The sequence below is a fragment of the Variovorax sp. GW460-12-1-14-LB1 genome (genome assembly GCF_059423605.1).
Genome location: NZ_JBWKYF010000047.1, coordinates 19,775 through 39,996, shown reverse-complemented (window position 1 = coordinate 39,996; position 20,222 = coordinate 19,775). Strand labels below are relative to the sequence as shown.

The 20,222-nt window shown below is 67.1% G+C and carries 15 protein-coding genes; 8 read left to right on the top strand and 7 right to left on the bottom strand.

Translation table 11 applies throughout. The annotated features are described in order from the left end of the window. Window positions 1–9: 9 nt before the first annotated feature. Complete coding sequence (gene pcaH / locus AC07Y4_RS22005; RefSeq protein WP_447747075.1) at window positions 10–732, bottom strand: protocatechuate 3,4-dioxygenase subunit beta; 723 nt, start codon at window positions 730–732, stop codon at window positions 10–12. Window positions 733–835: 103 nt separating this feature from the next. Between pcaH and AC07Y4_RS22000 the strand changes: the two genes are divergently transcribed. Beyond that, entirely contained in the window at window positions 836–1,834 is a 999-nt protein-coding gene (locus AC07Y4_RS22000) for a LysR substrate-binding domain-containing protein (RefSeq protein WP_495275100.1), read from the top strand. Between the two features lie 7 nt (window positions 1,835–1,841). Here the strand turns inward: AC07Y4_RS22000 and AC07Y4_RS21995 are convergent, their stop codons facing one another. Beyond that, on the bottom strand, window positions 1,842–2,276 hold the full coding sequence (locus tag AC07Y4_RS21995; RefSeq protein ID WP_070062687.1) for a DUF1841 family protein: 435 nt from the start codon (window positions 2,274–2,276) through the stop codon (window positions 1,842–1,844). A 298-nt stretch (window positions 2,277–2,574) separates the two neighbouring features. Between AC07Y4_RS21995 and AC07Y4_RS21990 the strand changes: the two genes are divergently transcribed. From AC07Y4_RS21990 to AC07Y4_RS21960, 7 genes are all read left to right on the top strand, one after another. Then, window positions 2,575–6,456, top strand: coding sequence for a hypothetical protein (locus tag AC07Y4_RS21990; RefSeq protein ID WP_495275099.1), 3,882 nt, complete (start codon window positions 2,575–2,577; stop codon window positions 6,454–6,456). Between the two features lie 89 nt (window positions 6,457–6,545). After that, the gene (locus AC07Y4_RS21985) at window positions 6,546–7,043 is read left to right on the top strand and encodes an OmpA family protein (RefSeq protein ID WP_062479666.1); all 498 of its coding nucleotides are present in this window, start codon (window positions 6,546–6,548) and stop codon (window positions 7,041–7,043) included. 111 nt (window positions 7,044–7,154) lie between these two features. Beyond that, on the top strand, window positions 7,155–10,250 hold the full coding sequence (locus tag AC07Y4_RS21980) for a glutamate ligase domain-containing protein (protein WP_495275098.1): 3,096 nt from the start codon (window positions 7,155–7,157) through the stop codon (window positions 10,248–10,250). After that, a complete protein-coding gene (locus AC07Y4_RS21975) occupies window positions 10,247–10,540 on the top strand; it encodes a hypothetical protein (protein WP_495275097.1) in 294 nt (97 codons plus the stop codon). The genes AC07Y4_RS21980 and AC07Y4_RS21975 overlap by 4 nt, the downstream gene beginning before the upstream one ends. 91 nt (window positions 10,541–10,631) lie before the next feature. Continuing rightward, window positions 10,632–12,476: a peptidase domain-containing ABC transporter gene (locus tag AC07Y4_RS21970; RefSeq protein ID WP_095948072.1), complete on the top strand. Its 1,845-nt coding sequence runs from the start codon at window positions 10,632–10,634 to the stop codon at window positions 12,474–12,476. A 99-nt stretch (window positions 12,477–12,575) separates the two neighbouring features. Next, on the top strand, window positions 12,576–13,871 hold the full coding sequence (locus tag AC07Y4_RS21965) for an HlyD family type I secretion periplasmic adaptor subunit (RefSeq protein ID WP_487849683.1): 1,296 nt from the start codon (window positions 12,576–12,578) through the stop codon (window positions 13,869–13,871). Then, window positions 13,868–15,442, top strand: coding sequence for a TolC family protein (locus tag AC07Y4_RS21960; protein ID WP_095948074.1), 1,575 nt, complete (start codon window positions 13,868–13,870; stop codon window positions 15,440–15,442). The genes AC07Y4_RS21965 and AC07Y4_RS21960 overlap by 4 nt, the downstream gene beginning before the upstream one ends. 128 nt (window positions 15,443–15,570) lie before the next feature. Here the strand turns inward: AC07Y4_RS21960 and AC07Y4_RS21955 are convergent, their stop codons facing one another. From AC07Y4_RS21955 to AC07Y4_RS21935, 5 genes are read right to left on the bottom strand one after another with little or no spacing between them, the layout of a single operon-like run. Continuing rightward, the gene (locus tag AC07Y4_RS21955; RefSeq protein ID WP_495275096.1) at window positions 15,571–16,983 is read right to left on the bottom strand and encodes a sigma 54-interacting transcriptional regulator; all 1,413 of its coding nucleotides are present in this window, start codon (window positions 16,981–16,983) and stop codon (window positions 15,571–15,573) included. Window positions 16,984–17,007: 24 nt separating this feature from the next. After that, the gene (locus tag AC07Y4_RS21950) at window positions 17,008–18,768 is read right to left on the bottom strand and encodes a TadG family pilus assembly protein (RefSeq protein WP_495275095.1); all 1,761 of its coding nucleotides are present in this window, start codon (window positions 18,766–18,768) and stop codon (window positions 17,008–17,010) included. A 13-nt stretch (window positions 18,769–18,781) separates the two neighbouring features. After that, window positions 18,782–19,267: a TadE/TadG family type IV pilus assembly protein gene (locus AC07Y4_RS21945; RefSeq protein ID WP_495275094.1), complete on the bottom strand. Its 486-nt coding sequence runs from the start codon at window positions 19,265–19,267 to the stop codon at window positions 18,782–18,784. Then, complete coding sequence (locus AC07Y4_RS21940) at window positions 19,264–19,749, bottom strand: TadE/TadG family type IV pilus assembly protein (RefSeq protein WP_495275093.1); 486 nt, start codon at window positions 19,747–19,749, stop codon at window positions 19,264–19,266. Before AC07Y4_RS21940 ends, AC07Y4_RS21945 begins: the two co-directional genes overlap by 4 nt. Window positions 19,750–19,792: 43 nt before the next feature. After that, the gene (locus AC07Y4_RS21935; RefSeq protein WP_495275092.1) at window positions 19,793–20,215 is read right to left on the bottom strand and encodes a DUF3613 domain-containing protein; all 423 of its coding nucleotides are present in this window, start codon (window positions 20,213–20,215) and stop codon (window positions 19,793–19,795) included. Window positions 20,216–20,222: the final 7 nt, after the last annotated feature.

Genomic DNA, 20,222 nt, shown 5'->3' with positions numbered 1-20,222 from the left:
GAATTCCTTTCAGCGGTTCTCGAACGGCGTTTCATCGGCGCCGCGCAGCACCATGTCGAACTGGTAGCCCAGGGCATAGCCTTCCTCGGTGATGTCGAGGCTGAAGTCGGCAATGAGGCGGTTGCGGTAGCGCTCGGGCGTGCCGGTGACCATCGGGTCGTACTGCAGCAGCGGGTCGCCGGGGAAGTACATCTGCGTCACGAGGCGACTGGCGAAGCTCTGGCCGAACAGCGACAGGTGGATGTGCTGCGGGCGCCAGGCGTTGGGGTGGTTGCCCCAGGGATACGCGCCGGGCTTGATGGTGAGGAAGCGGTAGCGGCCTTCGCTGTCGGTCAGGCAGCGGCCCGCGCCCAGGAAGTTGGGGTCCAGCGGGGCGTCGTGCTGGTCGACCTTGTGCACGTAGCGGCCCGAGGCGTTGGCCTGCCACAGCTCGACCAGCGTGTTGGCCACGGGGCGGCGGCGCTCGTCGAGCACCTGGCCGGTGAGGATCATGCGTTCGCCCAGCGGCTCGCCGTTGACGCGCGCGTTGCGCGTGAGGTCGTGGTCGAACTCGCCGATGCTGTCGTGGCCGTACACCGGTTGCTGCAGCTCGCCGAGCGAGGCCTTCAGCGGAATGAGCGGCTTCTGCGGGCCGCGCTTGCCGGTCGACTTGTAGCCGGGGTAGATGTAGCTGGGATGGGCGTCCCAGTCGCGCGGGGTGAGGGTGGGCTGAACGCCGCGGGTCTTGGTCATGTACGTTGTCTCCTGTCGTGGGACGAATCCGAAGCCCGCACTGTAGAAGTCGCAATCAATGATGTAAATTGAAGATTGTTCCAGTTTCAATAACCAGAAGGCATTGAAAAAGTCTCCCACCGAGCTTCGCCAGGATTTCGTGCGCAACGTGCAGCTGCGGCACCTGCGCGCCTTCGTCGCGGTCGCACAGGAGCGCCACCTCGCGCGCGCGGCCGAGCGGCTGGCGCTGAGCCAGCCGGCGGTGTCCAAGACGCTGTCGGAGCTCGAGGCCGTGGTCGGTACCCGGCTGGTCGAGCGCAGCCAGGCCGGCCGCCGCGGCGTGCAGGGCCTCACGCCGGCCGGCGAACAGCTGCTGGCCCACGCCCTGCGCGTGCTCGAAGCGCTCGACGCCAGCGCCCAGGCCGTGGCGCCGGCCGCGGGCGGGCGCATCGAGCGCCTGCGCATCGGCGCCTTGCCCAGCGTGGCGCCCGCGCTGCTGCCGGTGGCGCTGGCGCGGCTGCGCGAGGGCTGGCCGGCAGTGCAGATCCTGGTGAAGAGCGCGGCCAACGCCGTGCTGCTCGACGAGCTGCGCGCCGGTGAACTCGATCTCGTGGTGGGCCGCATGAGCGATCCGCGCCTCATGGGCGGCCTGAGCTTCGAGCTGCTGCACACCGAGCCGCTGGTGTTCGCCGTGCGCGCCGGCCATCCGCTCGCGCTCAAGCCGGCGCCGGTGCAGGCGGTGCTCGACTATCCGCTGGTGGTGTACGGCGAGGGCACGATCCCGCGCCACAACACGGAGAGCTTTTTGTCGGCGCGCGGCCTGGCGCTGCCGCGCAATGCCCTGCAGACGCTGGACGTGGCGGTGGCGCGCGCACTGGTGGCGGTGTCGGACGCGGTGTGGATCACGCCGCTGGGCGCCGCGCGCAGCGAGCTGGCCGACGGCCGCCTGGTGCGCCTGCCGATCGACACCACCGGCACCGAGGAGCCGGTCGGCCTCCTGCAGCGCAGCGAGGCCGAGCCGTCGCCGCTGCGCGCCGCGATGGCGGGGCTGCTGCGCGAAGCGGCGAAGGCGCAGGGCGCGTTGCCGGCGCGAAAGGGAACCACCCCGCGCGCGACCGGCTGACGATTCGTCAGTCCTTCGTGGCGCGGCGCTGCACGCAGGCCACGTAGCCATCGCCATCGGGCGGGCGCCCGGCGCGCTGGCTCTCCCACATCATCTGACCGAGGCAATCCATCGCCTCGTGGTGCGCATGCAGCAGCGAGCCGCGGCGCGCGGCCAGCAGCTCGACGGCCTGGCGGATGCCGCGCGGTTGGTCGATGGAGCACTGCTCGCTGATCGACAGGTGCATCGACAGATGCAGGAACGGGTTCTCGCGGCCGTTCGATCCGTCGTAGACCCGCGCCACGGCCGCGTCGGCGTCGAGCAGGTCCTCGTGGTACTCGGGGTGCTCGTCGATCCAGCCGGCCGCGATGGTCTCCAGCGGCTCCATCGGCAGGCCCTGCCGGTGCTTGGCGTACACGTCGCAGAAGAAGCGGCGCACGTCTTCCTGGGAGGGATTGAACATATATAGAAGAGAGAAGAAGAGAAGAGAAAAAGCGGGTGGCGCGGCGCGGGCGCCAGGGCTGTGGAAAGTGCGCGCAACACGCCCGGCGTTCCGGGTACGAGGCGTTACATCGTTACGTAACGAATCGCGAATTGACTTCCTTACGGGCTGTTTCGGAGGTCGGTGCGTTGCGCGGTTTTCAGAAAAATATCCATACAAATCAATCACTTGAGGCGCCGATGGCGCGGCGTTGGCACGGCGGCGGAAAAGCGGCACGCAAGTTGCCCCTGTAGATGCATCTTTTGTCACAGAGGCTGCCATGACCGCTCCACAAGCATCGACCGTTTCGACCGAAGGGCTCGCCGCCACTGGCGCGCCCGTGGTTCTCGCCCAAGCCACCGTCACGCCGCTCGGCACGCCGGGCATCAGCGCCGGCGCCTCCGCCGCGCCTGCGGCCGTGGCGTCGCCCAGCGTGGGCACATTGTCCAATGCTACGCCCGGCGTTGCAGTGATGCGCGAGGGTGTCCGCATTCCGGTGGACGGCAATCAGACCCTGATGGCCGGCGACCGCGTGATCGTGCCGGACGGCGGCCAGGCCAACGTGCTGTTCCCCGGATCGGCCTCCAACAAGGCGCCGCTGGCCGGCGTCTTCACCGGCGGCACCGATGCGACCATCGGCTCGACCAAGCTGCCCGGCGGCCTCGAACAAGTGAATGTGGACGTCGCCTCGGGCGACCTGCAGGTGACCCCGCCGGACAGCGACGCCGATGCGGCCGCCCTGGCAGTGACCAAGAAGACCGCGGCCGGCAGCGGCATCGGCCTCGGTGAATTCGCGCTGGGCGCCCTGGGCGCCGCGGCGCTGGGTGCGGCACTGAGCGGCGGTGGCGGCGACGGTGGCACCACCGGCTTCCCGCTGTTCGTGGGCGGCCCGGGCGGTGAGTCCGATGCGGACGCTGATTCGGATTCCGACTCGGACTCGGACTCGGACTCTGACAGCGACTCGGATTCGGACAGCGACTCTGACTCTGACTCGGATTCGGATTCGGATTCGGATTCGGATAGCGACTCGGATTCCGATTCGGACTCGGACAGCGATTCGGACTCTGACTCTGACTCCGACTCGGACAGCGACTCCGACAGCGATAGCGATAGCGATAGCGACTCGGATTCGGATTCGGACAGCGACTCTGATTCGGACTCTGACTCGGATTCGGACAGCGACTCCGACTCGGACAGCGACTCGGATTCAGACTCTGACTCGGACAGCGACTCTGATTCGGACTCGGATAGCGACTCCGACTCTGACTCCGACTCCGACTCGGACAGCGATTCCGACTCCGACGCAGACGCCGACCACCTCCTCGACCCAGCCGACGGCATCGTGGGTGGCGTGGTCGACGGCCTGGATGACGCGCTCGGCCTTGGTGGCTCGCTGACCCCGGTGGCCGGGGTGGTGGATGACCTGACCGACGTCGTCGACGACGTGCTCGCTCCGTTGCTCGGCGAAGAGTTCCAGGCCAACAACCCGAACCAGCTCGACCCGATCGACGACACCGTCGGCAGCATCACCGACCTGCTCGGCGAAGCGCTCAGCCCGGTGCTCGATCCGCTGCTCGGTGCCGGCGCCGCCGGTGCCATCCTGGACGGCCTGCTCGGCCAGGTCGACTACGTGACCGACGCGCTCAACAACGGGCTCGAGAACCTCGTCGGCGACAACGGCATCGTCAGCGGCCTCACCGACGCCCTCGGCCTGGGCGGTGTCACCGACCAGCTGCTGGGCGACGACGGCGCGCTCGGCGGCCTGCTCGAGAACGTGCTCGGCGAAGGCAGCCTCGTGGCCGGCGTGCTGGCCGAAGACGGCCTGGTCGGTGGCCTGCTGGCACCGGACGGCCTGGTCGGCGGCCTGCTGGGTGAAGACACCGCCGTCGGCGGCCTGATCGACACCGTGCTCGGCGAAGACGGCCTGGTCGGCGGCCTGCTCGGCGACGGCGCCGTCGGCAACCTGACCGGCGGCCTGCTCGGCGCGGACGGCCTGCTGGGCGGTCTGCTCGGCGACGACGGCGCAATCGGCGGCCTGCTGGGCGACAACGGCCTCGTGGGCGGCCTGCTCGGCGGCGACGGCGCACTGGCCGGCCTGGCTGGCTCGGAAGGCCTCACCGGCGAACTGCTCGGCCAGGGCGGCCTCATCGACAACCTGCTTGGCCAGGACGGCGCGATCTCCGGCCTGCTCGCCGACAGCCCGCTGGGCGGCCTGCTCGGCGGCGACGACGGTCTGCTGGGCGGCCTGCTCGGCGGTGTCATCGGCGAAGGCGGCCCCATCGGCGGCCTGCTCGGCAACGACGGCCTCGTCGGCGGCCTGCTGAGCGACGACGGCTTGCTGGGCGGTGTGCTCGGCAGCGACGGCCCGTTGGGCGGCCTGCTGGGTGACGACGGCCTGGTCGGTGGCCTGCTCGGCGATGCCGGCCCCATCGGCGGCCTGCTCGGCGGCGACGGCGTGCTGGGCGGCGTGCTCGGCGACAACGGCCTGGTCGGCGGTCTGCTCGGCGGCACCGGCCCCATTGGCGGCCTGCTCGGTGACGACGGCCTGCTCGGCGGCCTGCTGGGCGACAACGGCCCGCTGGGTGGCCTGCTCGGCGGCGACGGTGTCGGCGGCCTGCTCGGACCGGACGGCGTGGTCGGTGGCCTGCTGGGCGAAGACGGCCCCGTGGGCGGCCTGCTCGGTGAAGAAGGCCTCGTCGGCGGTCTGCTGGGCGGCGTGCTCGGCGGCATCGGCGGTGGCGGCACCCCCGGCACCGGCGCGGCCCTGCTCGACCCGGCCGACAGCGTGGTGGCCGGGCTGGTGAACGGCCTGAACAACGGCGTGCTCGGCGACCTCGGCCTGGGCGACGTGCTGGCCCCGGTCTCGCAACTGACCGACAGCCTGACCGACACGGTCGACGGCCTGCTGGCCCCGGTGCTCGGTTCCAGCTTCACGCCGAACGACCCGAACGTGCTCGACCCGGCCGACAGCCTCGTCGACGACGTGACGGACGGCGTGGGTGGCCTGGTCAGCCCGGTGGTCGACCAGCTGCTCGGCGCCGGCGCAACGAACGGCCTGCTGAACGCGGTCGACACGCAGGTCGACTTCGTGACCGACGGCGTGGCCAACCTGATCGGCGGCGATGGCCTGCTGGGTGGCGTGCTGGGTGGCGACGGCGGCCTGCTGGGCGGTGTCCTCGGCGGCGACGGTGGTCTGCTCGGCGGCGTGCTGGGTGATGACGGCCTGCTGGGCGGCTTGCTCGGCGGTGAAGGCGGTCTGCTCGGTGGCGTGCTCGGCGACGACGGCCTCCTGGGCGGCGTCCTCGGCGGTGACGGTGGTCTGCTCGGCGGTGTGCTGGGTGACGACGGCCTTCTGGGTGGCGTGCTCGGTGGCGACGGCGGCCTGCTCGGCGGCATCCTCGGCGACGACGGCCTTCTGGGTGGTGTCCTCGGCGGCGACGGTGGTCTGCTCGGCGGTGTGCTGGGTGATGACGGCCTCCTGGGCGGCGTCCTCGGTGGCGACGGCGGCTTGCTCGGCGGCATCCTCGGCGACGACGGCCTGCTCGGCGGTGTCCTCGGTGGCGTGACCGGTGGCGACGCTGGCGGCCTGCTCGACGGCATCCTCGGCGACGACGGCCTGCTCGGTGGTGTCCTCGGCGGCGTGACCGGTGGCGACGCTGGTGGCCTGCTCGACGGCGTGCTGGGTGACGACGGCCTGCTCGGTGGTGTCCTCGGCGGTGACGGCGGCCTCCTGGGCGGCGTGCTCGGCGGCGGCGAAGGCGGTCTGCTCGGCGGCGTCCTCGGTGACGACGGCCTGGTCGGCAGCCTGCTCGGTGCGGACGGTCTCGTGGGCGGCCTGCTCGGCGGCCTGACGGGTGGTGCTGAACCGGTGGCCGGCATCCTGGAACCGGTGACGAGCATCCTCGACGGCTCGGCCGGCTCGGTGGTCTCGACGGTGGTCGAAACCGTGACCAACGCAGTCGAACCGGTGACCGACATCCTCGCCGGCACGCCGGCAGCTCCGGTGGCCGCGGTCGTGACCGGTGTGCTGGACACCGTCGAACACACGGTGGCCCCGGTGCTCGACAACGTGCTCACCCCGATCACCAGCCTGCTCGACCAGAGCCCGGCCGGCGGTGCCCTGGCACCCGTGACGAACATCCTGCACGGCCTGCTGGGCTGATCCAAGGACACGAAGAAGGAGGAAGGGAAACCTCGATAGCAAGCAGACAGGGACGGGCCGTCAGCGGCCCGTCCCGCGAAAGGACCGTCATGAACAAGAATTTCCGGATACTGGCCCTCGTGGCAATGGGCGCAAGCCTCGCGGCCTGCGGTGTGCCTCCCAAGGGCGGTCGCGACGACGCGACCTACTACTACTCCAACAAGAGCGTGCGCGAAGTGCCCAAGGTGGAGCCGGCACCCCCGCCGCCGCCGCCGAACACACCGGCCAAGATCGTCTACTTCGACTTCGACCGATACGACGTCAGGACGGGCGACCGCAGCATCGTCGAGGCGCACGCGGGCTACATGCGCAACCGGCCGGCGAGCCGGGTCGTGATCGAAGGCCACACCGACCTGCGCGGCGGCCGCGAGTACAACCTCGCGCTCGGCCAGCGCCGCGCCGAGGCCGTGCAACGCATGCTCACGCAGATGGGCGTGCCGGGCGAACGCATCGAAGCCGTCAGCTGGGGCATTGAAAAGCCCGCATCGCTTGCCACCACCGAGGAGGGCCATCAGCTCAATCGTCGCGCCGAGTTCAGCTACCGCTGAATCGGGAGCACGCGATGATTTCACGGGCGGTTTCCGGTCCGCGATCACGTCATTCAAGCGAGAGCAGATGACGGACGCGACCGGCCTTCGCCCGCATTCGACCGGGGCCGAATGATGTCCTTCTCAGACCAGCTCCACGCCTGCCACGAGCGCCTGGTGTCCGTGTGCGCGGCGTTGCCTGCCCCGTACCCGGCCTTCACGCTCTTCTTCTCGGTGAGCGACGGCTCCCAGCGTGCGCACGTCGTGCATGCGCGGGCCGACGACTTCGAGACCGCCTGGCGCGAAGGCGCCGACCTCGTCGAGCGATGGGTGCGCGAGCGCGGCATCGTCTCGCCCTGGCTGCGCATCGACTGGGTCGAGGGCGCCAGTCCCATGGACTGGACGCAGTTCAAGACCCAGCTCACCGCGGTCAAGCGCAACTACTTCCGGCTCGGCCTGGCCTTCGACCAGGACTTCGGCTTCGCCTTCACTGAGCAGGAACTCAACGCCAACGCCATGCTGTGCGGCGATTCGACCATCGCGCATTCGGTGGTGAACGTGCGCAACTTCGACGTCTATGCGCAGGCCCGCTTCGAGCGCACGCTGCCGCTGGAAGAGTCGTCCGAGCGCACCGTGTACCTGCTGGCCACGGTGGGCGTGTTCTGCCAGCCCGACGGCGTGGTGCACAAGCTCGTGGGCACGGGGCTCGACGCGGGCCGCCGGCAGCTGCCGGCGCTCAACCCGCAGTCGGTGCTCGAGCTGGTGCGCAGCGGCTCGTCGTACCTGGCGCGCCAGATGCAGAGCGACGGCCTGTTCGTGTACGGCTACTTCCCGTGCTTCGACCGCCGCATCCCGACCTACGACGCGATGCGCCACGCGGGCACCGTGCACGCCATGCTCGAGGCCTGGGAGCTCACGCGCGACGACACGCTGCGCGCGGCCATCGACCGCGCCATCGACCACCTCACCGACGCGCTGATCCGCGACTACACGCTGCCCGACGGCCGCGAGGTGGCCTACCTCGTCGACACCGGCGGCGAGATCCGCCTGGGCGGCAATGCGGCCTGCGTGCGCATGTTCGTGCGCTACTGCGAGCTGATGGAAACGCGCCACTGGCTGCCGCTGCTGGAGAAACTCGCGCTGGGCATCGTGGCGCTGCAGGACCCGGCCAGCGGGCGCTTCGACCACGTGCTGCACGCGGCCGACCTGTCGCTCAAGCAGGCCTCGCGCGTCATCTTCTACGACGGCGAGGCGGCCTTCGGCCTCATGCGCCTGTACGGCCTCACGCGCGATCCGCGCTGGCTGGCCGCGGTCGAGAAGGCCTTCGACCACTTCATTGCCAGCCAGCACTGGCAGTCGCACGACCACTGGCTCAGCGGCTGCGTGAACGAGCTCACGCAGTGGAGCCCGCAGGAGCGCTATTTCCGCTTCGGGCTGCAGAACGTGGCGGGCTACCTGGACTTCGTGCTCGACCGCAAGACCACCTTTCCCACGCTGCTCAGCCTCATGCTGGCGGCGCAGCAGATGCTGCAGCGGCTGGAGAGCATGCCCGCCATGCGGCACCTGCTCGACGAGCTGGACACCGAGAAGTTCTACCGCGCGCTCGACTACCGCGCGCACTACCTGCTCAACGGTTTCTTCTGGCCCGAGATGGCGATGTACTTCCGCCGGCCGTCCACGGTCGTCGGCGCTTTCTTCGTGCGGCACCACTCGTTCCGCGTGCGCATCGACGACGTCGAGCAGTACGTGACCGGCTTCGCGGCCTACCACCGCTACCTGCTCGACCGGCGCAGCCAACCCGGCGGCGCGGGTCCTGGCGGCGGCGGTGGTGGCGGCGTGCGCGACGACGGCGCGGTCTGGACCGCCAGCGAGATGGCCCGCGTCACCGGCGGCGAGTGGGTGGTCAAGCCCGAGGACGGCTGGCGCGCCACCGGCGTGACCCAGCGCACCTTCATGCGCAAGGGCCGCGTCGTGTTCGAACACCAGGCCCGGCCCTCGAAGACGCCGCTGGCCGCTGTCACGCTCAAGGGCGTGCTGCAGCCGGCCGCGGCCGTGCTGTGCACCGACCCCAAGCCGCACCTGGACAAGCGCGTGCCCGTGCTGCAGGTGGCCAACGTGCTGCAGGCCGTGCTCGAGTTGGGCGACCACGCGCGCACCGAGTTCACCGGCCGCGTGTGCGGCGTGCTCGGCAGCGGCGCGGGCAGCAGCACCGTGGCCGCCATGCTGGCCGGCGCGCTCACCGTGTGGGGCGAGGTGGCGCAGCCCGAAGGCAACATCAGCCTGCCGTCGGGCATCGCGTGGAACCTCACCTGCATGCCGCGCCATGCCGCCTACTGGGTGCTCGAGATGGGGACCTCGCACATGCCGGCCTCGGCGCAGCTGATGCGGCCCTCGCTCATCGTGGTGACGGGGCTGTCGGCCGCGTCGCAGAAGCACCGCGGCCCGTCGGAGGCCGCCGCGCGGCTGGACTGCCGCATGTTCCAGGCCATGGCCGCGGGCGATCGCGTGGTGCTCAACCGCGACATGCCCGAGTTCGCCACCTTCGCCGAAGCCGCGATGGCGCACCAGCTGCAGATCGTGACCTACGGCGAGCACAAGGACGCCGACGTGCGCCTGCTCGCCTTCGACCACGGCGAGGTGCAGGCCGAGGTGGCCGGCGAGCCTTTCCAGCTGCGCCTGAATGCGCCGGGCCGCCACATGGGCGCCAGCGCCGTGGCCGCGCTGGCCGCGCTGCAGGCACTGCGCCTGCCACTGGCCGCCGCCGTCGAACCCTTTGCGCACTTCGAGCCGCCGGGCGGACGCGGTGCGCTGCACACCATTCACATCGGCGGCGGGAGCTTCAAGCTGATCGATGAAACCTACGACGCCAACCCGAGTTCGATGCGGGCGGCGCTTGAGTTGCTGTCACAAGCCCCCTGCGAGCCTGCGCGCCGGGTGGCCATCCTGGGCGACATGCAGGAGCTGGGGCCCGCGGCGCAACGCCATCACCTCGATCTGGAGGCCGAGTTGCTGGCGTCGCAACCTGACCGCGTGCTCCTGTGCGGACCTTTGATGCGGGCGCTTCACACGCGCATCCGCACCAAGGTCCGCTCCCATTGGTTTGTCGATGTGTCCGACCTCTCCACCGCACTCGGCGGGCTGCTGCAACCAGGCGACTGGGTGCTGGCCAAAAGCTCCGCCGGTGTCGGTCTTTCCCGGCTGGCCCGGGTCCTGAAAGCACTGCCATGAGATGGAACGCATTGGTCCACATCCCCTATGAATCCGAACGCGAGGTACCCCCGCGGCGCTGGTGGCTGGGCTGGCTGCAGCTGCTGTTCGCCTGGGTGCTGCTGATGCTGCTGTGCGCCAACATCGCCCTCGTTTTTGCCGAAGGCCTGCCGGGCTCGTCCGGCCGCACCGCGAGCCACAGCCATGCCCACAAAACGATGAATTGCACGCTCAGGGAAAACGCCGCGCCGCAAGGAACGCGCGGTACGGAAACGACCGGTCCGGCGCAGGTTCGCGCACACCGATGCTGAGAGGCATCAGAGGCGAATTTTTGCCTTGTAACAGACGGGTAACAGTTGATAATGATGCAGGCGTCGTTGCCCGACGGATCGGTCTTTTTCCATGATCAAGTTCCTCTTGCCCAGCCAGCTGGTTGCCGACAGGCCGGAAGTCCCCGGCGCCAGTCCGTATGCCAGTGCGCTGAACGATGCGTTTCGCGCGGCCTACCCGCTCGTCAAGAGCGCTGCTTGGCTGTCGCTGCCCATCAGCCTGTTCGGGCTGCTGCCTTCGATCTTCCTGCTGCAGGTGTATGACCGCGTGCTCTCGCGCAGCGGCGTCTCCACGCTCGCCGCGCTGGTGAGCGGCATCCTGTTCTTCCTGTGCATCGAGTTCTGGCTGCGCACGCGCCGCTCGCGCCTGCTGCGCAACGCGGGCGCCACCGTCGACCACGGCGTGTCGGGCGCGCTGCTGCACTCCATGCTCGGGCGCCCGCTGCGTGCGCTCGAGGCGCGGCCGGCCTCGTCCTGGCAGCTGTTCTTTCGCGACGTGGGCGCGGTGCGCGGCACCGTCACCGGCGGACTCGCGCAATCGATCTTCGACCTGCCGATGGCGATCTTCGCGCTGATCGTGATCGGCATCGTCGCGCTGCCGGTGCTGCCCGTGGTGGCGGCCTTCCTGGCCATCATGGCGTTCCTGGCCTGGTGGTGGGCTGACGAAGTGCGCGCCGGCCGCGTCGAAGAAGTGCTGCGCGGGCGCGGCCTGGATCGCATCACCTCCGAGATCTGCCATGCGCGCGAGACGCTCAAGGCGCAGTCGAACGACGGCCCGACCATCGAGGTCTGGCAGCAGACCTACAACGCTTGGCTCAGCGAGAGCTTCGGCAAGAACGGCCAGATCGAAACCGCGCGCGACGGCACCACCGTGTTGCTCACCGTGTTCTCGGTGATCGTCGTCACCGTCGGCGCCATCGCCGTCATGCAGCAGTGGATGACGGTGGGCGGCCTCGTCGCCTCCAACATGCTCGCGCTGAAGGCGCTGCAGCCGGTGGCCGGGCTGGTGTCGAACTGGCGCGCGCTGGCCACCGCCAAGGAAGCCGCCAAGCGCCTCGAAACCGTGCTCGGCGAGCCGGTCGAGAAGGCGCCCACCGGCATGGCGCTGCCGCAGCCGCTGGGCCGCGTCACGCTGAAAGACGTGAGCTTCAGCTTCACCGAAGACGCACCGCAGCCCGTGCTCGAAAACGTCGACCTGGACATCGGCCCCGGCGGCCTGCACGTGATCGTCGGGCGCAACGGCGCGGGCAAGTCGACGCTGGTGAAGCTGCTGTCGGGCCTGTACACGCCCACGCACGGCGTGGTGAGCATCGGCGAGTACGACCTGTCGCAGTTCGGCCGCGAAGAGCTGTCGCGCTGGATCAGCTACCTCTCGCAGGAGGTGTACTGGTTCGGCGGCCCGCTGGTCGACACCATGCGCCGCGGCGCGCCGGGCCAGAGCGACGAGCAGATCGTCGCGGCCTGCAAGCTCTCGGGCGCGCACGACTTCATCTCGCGCCTGCCCGACGGCTACCGCACCGTGGTGGGCGAGGGCGGCACCGGCTTCTCGGTGGGCGAGCGGCGCAAGCTCGCGCTGGCCATGAGCTTCCTGCGCAAGCCCTCGGTGCTGGTGCTCGACGAGCCCAGCAACGACCTCGACTTTCAAAGCGAGCGCAACCTGCTCGCGACCATGCTCGCGGTGGCCAAGGTGCGCACCGTGGTCGTGGTCACGCACTCGCTGCGCATCGTGTCGGCGGCCTCCGCCGTCTATCACGTCACCGGCCAGGGCAATGTGGAAATCGGCTCCGCCGCCGTCATGGTGCCCAAGCTCTTCGGCGTGAAGAAGCCGCTGGTGGCGCTGGGCGACAGCACCGACGACGGCAGCGGCAGCAGCAACAGCAATGCAGGCGTCCCGGCCGCCTCGCGCTCGATGGCGTGAGCAAGCAGGCCACGCGATGCGTGATTCGTGGTTGCCACGGATCGACCGACTGACAGACAGAGACAGGGGAACGGGATTTTGAAACCAGACTTGCCGCAGGTGCTTCAGGGCGAGAGCGAGAAACAGGCGGCGCAGACCACGCCGCAAGGCCGGCGGCGCCAGTGGATCATCGGCGGCGCGGTCGCGGTGCTGGCGGTTGTGGGGCTCGGCTTTCCGATGGAAACCGTCGTCGTCGCACCGGGCCGCGTGATCCCCTCCGACCGCGTGAAGTCGATCCAGCATCTGGAAGGCGGCATCGTCAGCAACGTGCTCGTGAAAGAAGGCGACAAGGTCAAGCAGGGCCAGTCGCTGGTCGAGATCGACCTGGGCGGCAGCGGCCTGAACTTCGAGGAGCTCACCGCGCGATACGCCGCCACGCAGGCCACGCGCGTGCGACTCATTGCCGAGAGCCGTGGCCAACCGCTCAAGCGCGATTCGTTCGATGCCGACATCGACGAAGCCGTGCTCGAAGGCGAGGTCGGTGCCTACCAGGCGCGCGCGCTCGAACAGCGCGGCGTCATGGCCGGCGCCGTGTCGGGCCTGGAGCAGGCGCGCAGCAAGCAGCTCGAACAGCAGGCCAAGGCCAAGGGCCTGAACGATCGGCTCGCGCTGATGCAGAAAGAGCAGGAGATCTCCGAACAACTGCTCAGCGAAAAACTCGTCGGCCAGGTCGAGGTGCTCGAGAAGCGCCGCCAGGCCGAAGGCGTGCGCAGCGAACTCGCCGTGGCGCGCCAGGGCGTGATCTCGGCGCAGGCCGCCATCACCGAGGCGCAGGCCAAGATGGCCGAGGCCGAGGGCCGCTTTCGCCGCCGCGCATCGGACGAACTGGCCACCGTCGAGCGCCAGTTCGCCAGCCTGAGCGAAGACCTCGCGCGCGCCCGCACCCAGCGCTCGCGCACGGTGGTGAAGGCGCCGGCCGACGGCATCGTGAAGGGCCTGCGCAGCTCCAGCGCCGGCTGGGTCGTGAAGCCCGGCGAATCCATCCTGGAGGTGGTGCCTGACGAGGACGAGATCATGGTCGAGGCGCGCCTCAACCCGAACGACCGCGGCTTTGTCGAAGTGGGGCAGGAGGCGCGCGTGAAGATCACCGCCTACGACTACCTGCGCTACGGCGCCGTCGACGGCAAGGTCAAGCTTGTGGCGGCCGACGCCGACCGCGACGCCGCCATTGCCAGCGGCGCGCCGTACTACCGCCTGCTCATCAGCATGTCGCAGTCGCACGTGGGACGGCCGGAGAACCGCATCACCGCCGGCATGGAGTCCGAAGTCGACCTGCGCGTGGGGACCGATCCGTTCATCTGGTACATCCTGCGGCCTGTGCTCAAACTGCGGCGCGAAGCCTTCCGCGAACCATGAGCAAGCCCGTGTTGCCGGGCCGGCGCGCGCGCATCGCCCCGGGTGTGCTCTGCGCGACCTTGTGCGTCAGCATGGCGCTGCCGCCCACCGCGTATGCCCAACCGTCGCCGGAGCAGGAGGGGCCGCCTGCAGCGCTGGCACTGTCGCGCCGCCTGTCTCCGCCGTCCCTCGGCGCCGCGAGCTATGCGCAGCGCGTGAAGCAGGCGCTCATCGCGCTGTCGCAGGAATACCCCGAAGTGCTGACCGCGCAGGCCGCGGCCAACACCAGCAGCTTCGGCGTCGACGCGGCCCGCATGGCGCGCTACCCGCGCTTCAAGGTCGGCACGTCGTCGGGCACCTACAGCAGCGGTGCCAAAGATGCGAAGAGCGAGAACTACACCGTGCTCACCGCCGAAGCGCGCGTGAGCCTGATCGATGGCGGCGCCATGAGCGCGGCGCAGCGCGCTGCCGAATTCGGTAACCAGGCCGATGACGAAGCCGTGGTCACGACCTCGCAGAAAGTGGTGCTCGACGCGCTCACCGCCTACCTGCAGGTGCAGCGTTTCGACCTGAAAAAGCAGATCGCGCACCGCGCCACCGAAGTTGTGGCCGACCTGTCGAAGGCCGAGGCACGCCGCGTGGCGCTCGGCGTGAGCGGCGACAACGACCTCAACATGGCCGCCTCGCGCCGCGCCCTCGTCGCCGCGCGCGAGTCCGACTTCGAGGCCCAGCGCGACGAGGCGCTGGCCAAGTTCCGCAACTACTTCAAGTTCTCGCCCGCGCCCGAATCGTTGCCCGTGCTCGCCGCGCCGGCGCACTGGCGCATCGGCTCGCAGGAAGAAGCGCTGCGCCGCGCCGAAGCACGCAGCACCGAACTGGCCGAAGCCCAGGGCCGCGTGGCGCGTGCGCGCGCGCTGGTCGACCAGACCGAAGCCAGCCTGTACCCCACGCTCGACGCCGTCGTCGTGAAGAGCAAGGACCCGCGCGGCGTGTCGCCGCAAGACCCGACGCGCGCGGCGTTCGAATTGAACTGGAACTTCGGCAACGGCTTCGACCGCCAGCTCAAGCTCAAGGGCGCCCTGGCCGAAGTGGCGAACCAGGAGGCCAAGATGGAGGGCGTGAAGCTCAACCTGATGGAGCTCACCGCATCGTCATGGTCTCGCACCGTGGCCGGCCGCGAACGCGAGCGCCAGTTGATGGAAGCCGTCAGCACCTCGGGCCAGGCCTTCCGCGGCCGCCGCCGCCTCATGGAATTCGGCCGCGAGACCTTGCCCCAGGTGCTCGACGCGCAGCTCGACTACTACACCCTGCTGTTCGACTACATCGACGGCGTCTTCGACCTGCGCATTTCGGAACTGCGCCTGGCGCGCACTACTGGCGAACTGCGCATCGACCCCATCGGCGCCAACAACTGGATCGACCGCATCTTCGGCCCCCCGAGCCGGAACGTTCTGACCGAAGACGGCCTGCTGGGCGCGCTGTGCATCTCGAGCAACACGACCTGCGCGAGCGAACCGTTGGTCGACCGCGCGCCGGGCGCATCGATTGCGAACCCGCCGCTGCGCCGGTCAACGCGCCTCGGAACCAACTAGCCGACGAGGCAAGCGCAGCGAAGCCCCTTCGCGAAACACCACGGAACCGGCTTTGCCGGGCCGTAGGTGTTGCCCCCGGTAGGGGGAAGGAGAAGCGGACACGAAGTGCCGCGCAGCCTGGGGGCGAGCTAAGTCTCTTCGGGGATGCCGGGCTCGCCGTCGAGGATCTGGTACTTGCGCATCTTTTCCCACAGCACCTTGCGGCTGATGCCCAGGTGCTGCGCCGTGTCCTGGCGCTTCCAGTCGTTGATCTCGAGCGCCGCGATGATGCGATTGCGCTCGCTGCTGTTCCAGCCTTTGCGGTCGCCGTTCGCATCGAGCGGGACCCCCGTGCCGTTGCGGTCGGTGGCCAGCGCAGCGGGCGCCGGCGTGCCGCGCGTGAGCGCGATCGCGCGCTGGATCAGGTTCTGGTCCCAGCTGTGCAACTGCCGCGCGATCACGCCCACGCGCTCCGCGAGGTTGCGCAGCTGCCGCACGTTGCCGGGAAAGTAGGTTTCGGCCACCGCATCGCTGAGCCAGTGCGGCGTTTCGCCCAAGGCCTCGAGCTCGTCGCCGAGCACGTTCGACAGCAGCGCCTTGAAGATCGCGATCTTGTCGATCTCGCCGCGCTCCTCGAGGCTCGGCACATGCAGCTCGATCACCGCAAGCCGGTAGAACAGGTCGGCCCGAAACTCGCCGCTCGCCACCATCTCGCGCAGGTTGCGGTTCGTCGCCGCCACGAGCCGGAAGTCGACACGGATCGGCGACGTTGCACCCAGCCGCGTGACCGCGCTGTCTTCGAGCACGCGCAGCAGCTTCACCTGCTGATAGCGAGGCAAGTCACCGATCTCGTCGAGAAACAACGTGCCCCCCGTGGCCTGCTCGAAGTACCCGCGGTGCGCATGCACGGCACCGGTGAACGAGCCCTTCGTGTGGCCGAAGAACAGCGACTCGAACAGCCCGTCGGGAATCGCACCGCAGTTCACCGCCACGAACGCGCCCTTACCGTACTGCTGGTGCCCGATGTGAAGCTGTTGCGCGATGCGCTCCTTGCCCACACCGGTCTCGCCGCGCACCAGCACCGGATGGTTGCAGTCCGCAAAGGCGCCCACTTCGGCGAGCAGCCCTTTCATCGCATCGGAATGCGCCACCAGCACGTCGGGCGCCTGCGGCGCGACATCGCGCGCACGCAGCTGGCGCACCAGCTTGGCCACCATCGTGCGCAGCTCGGCGCAGGTGAAGTCGTAAGGCAGGACGTGCAGGTACTCGGGTGGATACGTGCGCGAATCGCGCTCGCGCGAGGCGGCGGCGACCCAGATCACGGGCATGCCTTGCAGCAGCTCCGTGGCATGAGGAAGCCCGCCGCCATCGATCACGGTGACGCTGATGATCGCGACGGAAGGACGCAGTGCGACACCGCGGTCCTGCTGAGGAGGCGGCAGGCCATCGGCCCGGATGACTTCCACGTCGAAGCTCGCCATGCACCGCGCAATGCGGTCGAGGATGTCGGCTTTGCCTTCCCAGACAAAGAGGTCGAGTTCGTCGAAGCTAGGGGCGGTCATGTATCAAGAAAACACAGAAGATCTCTAGTAAACAAGCTTCGAGTCACCGCATGTGAGGGACTGGTGATGGACATCGCTGTAGCCCAATTGCACGCCGAGAAGGCCAAGCAACGGTTGAATGACAAGGTCGAGAAGCCCGAGAAGCGGCGTAATCACCGCGGTGTTGAGCGTAGCTAGCAAGCTTTTTAGTTCGGTCGTAGGTAAGCAAAATATGGAGAGAAGACAGGCCTTCAGACTTAAGCCGTTCGTCAACCCCCCTACGGCGGTCGAAAGCACGGCCCCCACTCCATTGGAGGTACTGCGCTGGATGTCGTCTTCATTGCCGATGACGCCATCGAAGTGCATTGGCACAGAGTTCTGAAGCGGTACCGTGGCTGGAAGAGGAACCGTTGCCTTAACTTCAAGAATAGGAATGGTTAGGACTGAGACCTTACTAATCGTCGCAGGCGCTGAGCAATTTGGGGGAGTCTCTAAGTTGGTCATCTGAGTGTCCATTTCGTCCGCAATGCAGACACTGACGACACCAGGTTGAGAAGCGATGCTGACCTGTGAGTCCTTGCGAGGGTTGTTGCATTGAATTTCGGTCAGCCAGGCTTGTCCAGGGGCCACTTCGACATAAAGGGGGAGGTGAATCAATTTAATGTCTGTAAGGAGGCCGACAAGAGGGATCTTGCTGGTATCGAGAACTCTTGCATCGAGAAACAATCTGATGGCTGCAGAATGCGCCTGGGTTTTCCATTTTCCCTTGCTGTCTTTGCCCGCTTGCCCTATGGCGATGGAAGGTGGTTCGACGACAACCAGTTGTACATCTACCTTCGCGAGTGCGCCGAGATCGATCCCCGTATCAAGTTTGGCCACATTCGTTCCATTGGCGATCTGTGCCGTGACCATCAATAGTTCCAGAACATTGACGCTCGCGTCTGCCGCTCCTTCAAGAGAGGGGGTCGTCACTTTGATCAAGTCGCCAATTTTAATTTCTGCTGACCGTACATTCGCCAAAAGGATTCCGTTAAGAGCTTCTACTGCAGCAGTATTGGTTGTGCCAAGCGCCTTGATCATGGCCAGCATGAAATCCTTCAGCTGGATGCGCGTATCCAAGAGTTCCTTGACGGTGCCGATGTTAGGCATGACGGAAATCAGATCGAGAAGTCGAATTGAACCTGTCGCCAGGCCTTTGTAGCTCACCAGATCGAGGGCTATTTGATTTTTGGTACCAAGCAAGGCACTCAAGAGTTGATTGAGAACCCCTTCGTTGAGGCTGGCAACGCCAGTCCCAAGAGAGAACCCAGCAATTGGATCGTTCACAGCTACCGCCTTGCTCTGGATCGTTCTATCTGCTTCAAAAAAAGGCAGAAGAGCAAGCGGAGCTCTACTGAGCGTGACGCGAATCGCGTTCAGACTGGTTGTCTCGATCTTGAAATGATCGACGGTATCTTTGTTGTCGGGAGACCATCGACCACATTCGATATCTGCATCGAATAAAGAGAACATCGAAGGAAGATTTCTGTTTGGGTCGGTGGTACTTACTCCATTGGCGCTGAGCTTGGCCGCAGTCTTCGCATCTGCGCATCCATCTGCACTCGATATTTTCTGGGCACCAGCGAGCGCCGCCAAGTCGGTTGCCTTTTGTATTTCTCTCTTCACGAAAAAGAGATAACCCAACTCGGCTCCTATGAGCGTGATGACGATTAGGCTCATCGCAATGGCCATGTTGATCAGGATCGAACCTCGATGACGTTGCTGGTTGCGCGCGCCACTGGTGGCACGGGTGAGTCCTGTGTTCATTTCTTTAGGGCCCTCACGATGTCCGGAGCGCCGTGGTGGCGCTGCTTTTCAGTTGCTCGATCCAATCGCTGGCATCTAGCAGCGGCATTGAGGGAAGGATGCGGGCGTCACCTGTGTAGGGGTAGGTAATGGTCACCACGCAGCTGGTCGCACCTGCTGCAGCCGTACAAGGCTCGATGGTGACGTGGTCAGCGATCCAGCTCTTCCGGCTGGCCGTGTCTGCGTTCGCCGAAGTGGGGACGACGAGCGAGCGAGCTAGGGACTCGACAACCGCCTCCTTGACACGGTCCGCATCTGGAGGGTGGGGCAAGAGTTCTGCTGCACGGGCGCCGTCTTCGGCAGCGCGCGAAACGGCTTGCTGGATATAGAGCGCCGCACCGAAGGTCGCCAGTGCGTACATCACGAGAAAGAGCAGCATGAAGACAAGAGCGAACTCGATAGCTGCGACACCACGCTGCTTGCGTCGTACTGGACGCGTTCGGTACAAGGCAGCCCTCATGGCTCGGACCTCATGTCAAGCAGCATGCTGGCGCTGCCAGCGATCTGGGCGGGTAGCGCGAAACTAAGCAAGGGAGGCAAAAGCAAATTCAAATTGCTTGCTTGAACAAGGACGGTGACCTGACAGCGGTGACTCCACGTGATTCCGCACACATAAGGCCCGGTGGTCGTGCATTTATCCTCTTTCGCCGAACAAATTTGTGCCGACACATTCACTGTGACCGCAGAGGGCATCCAGTCGATTTGTGCGGTCGCTGTTTCTTTTGCATGTGTCCGACGTTTCTCCACGCTGCTCTGATACTGCAGCGCCGCTCGCGCCCCATCTTCCGCAGCGTTCTGCAACCCAAGTCGAAATGCAAACAGCATGCCGTAGCAGATGACCGCATACAGAATGCTGAAAAAGAGCATGAACACCATTGCGAACTCGATCGCGTACACGCCGCGCTGCTGGCGCGGTGTGGAGAAAGTGCGGGTTGCTTTCATGGGGGCATGTCAAAGGTGCGATGGAGGCAAACGTCCTGGCGATCTACTTGGCGTTACCGCTGCCGCCGTTGCCAGATGACGTCTTTACCGTCGAACTCATCTTCTCTGGAATCGGAAACTCGAAGCTCTTCAAATAACGCTCATAGCTTCGGTGTGCGACATTGCCTGCAATCGGGCGCGTCGTTTTGGATGCAATGTCACCGCTGCGTTGCCAGGCAAGGAGGCCTTGGGTGGCGTCACCCACCTGCAATGGTGAATAGCCAATCTCTTCGGCATCCGTGGCATCGTTCTGAGATGGATGGGGCGAGGTCTGGGCTGCGGCTTGCGGGGCTTCGGCTGTGGAAGCAGTGAGAGGTTCTGGCACAGCCGCGCTTTGTGCCATGACCATCGACGAAGAGGAAAGAAGGGCAATGACCCAGCCGCACAGAGGCAGGGCGCGGAATGCGGGGTTGCGTTCTTTTTTCATGGTGTAC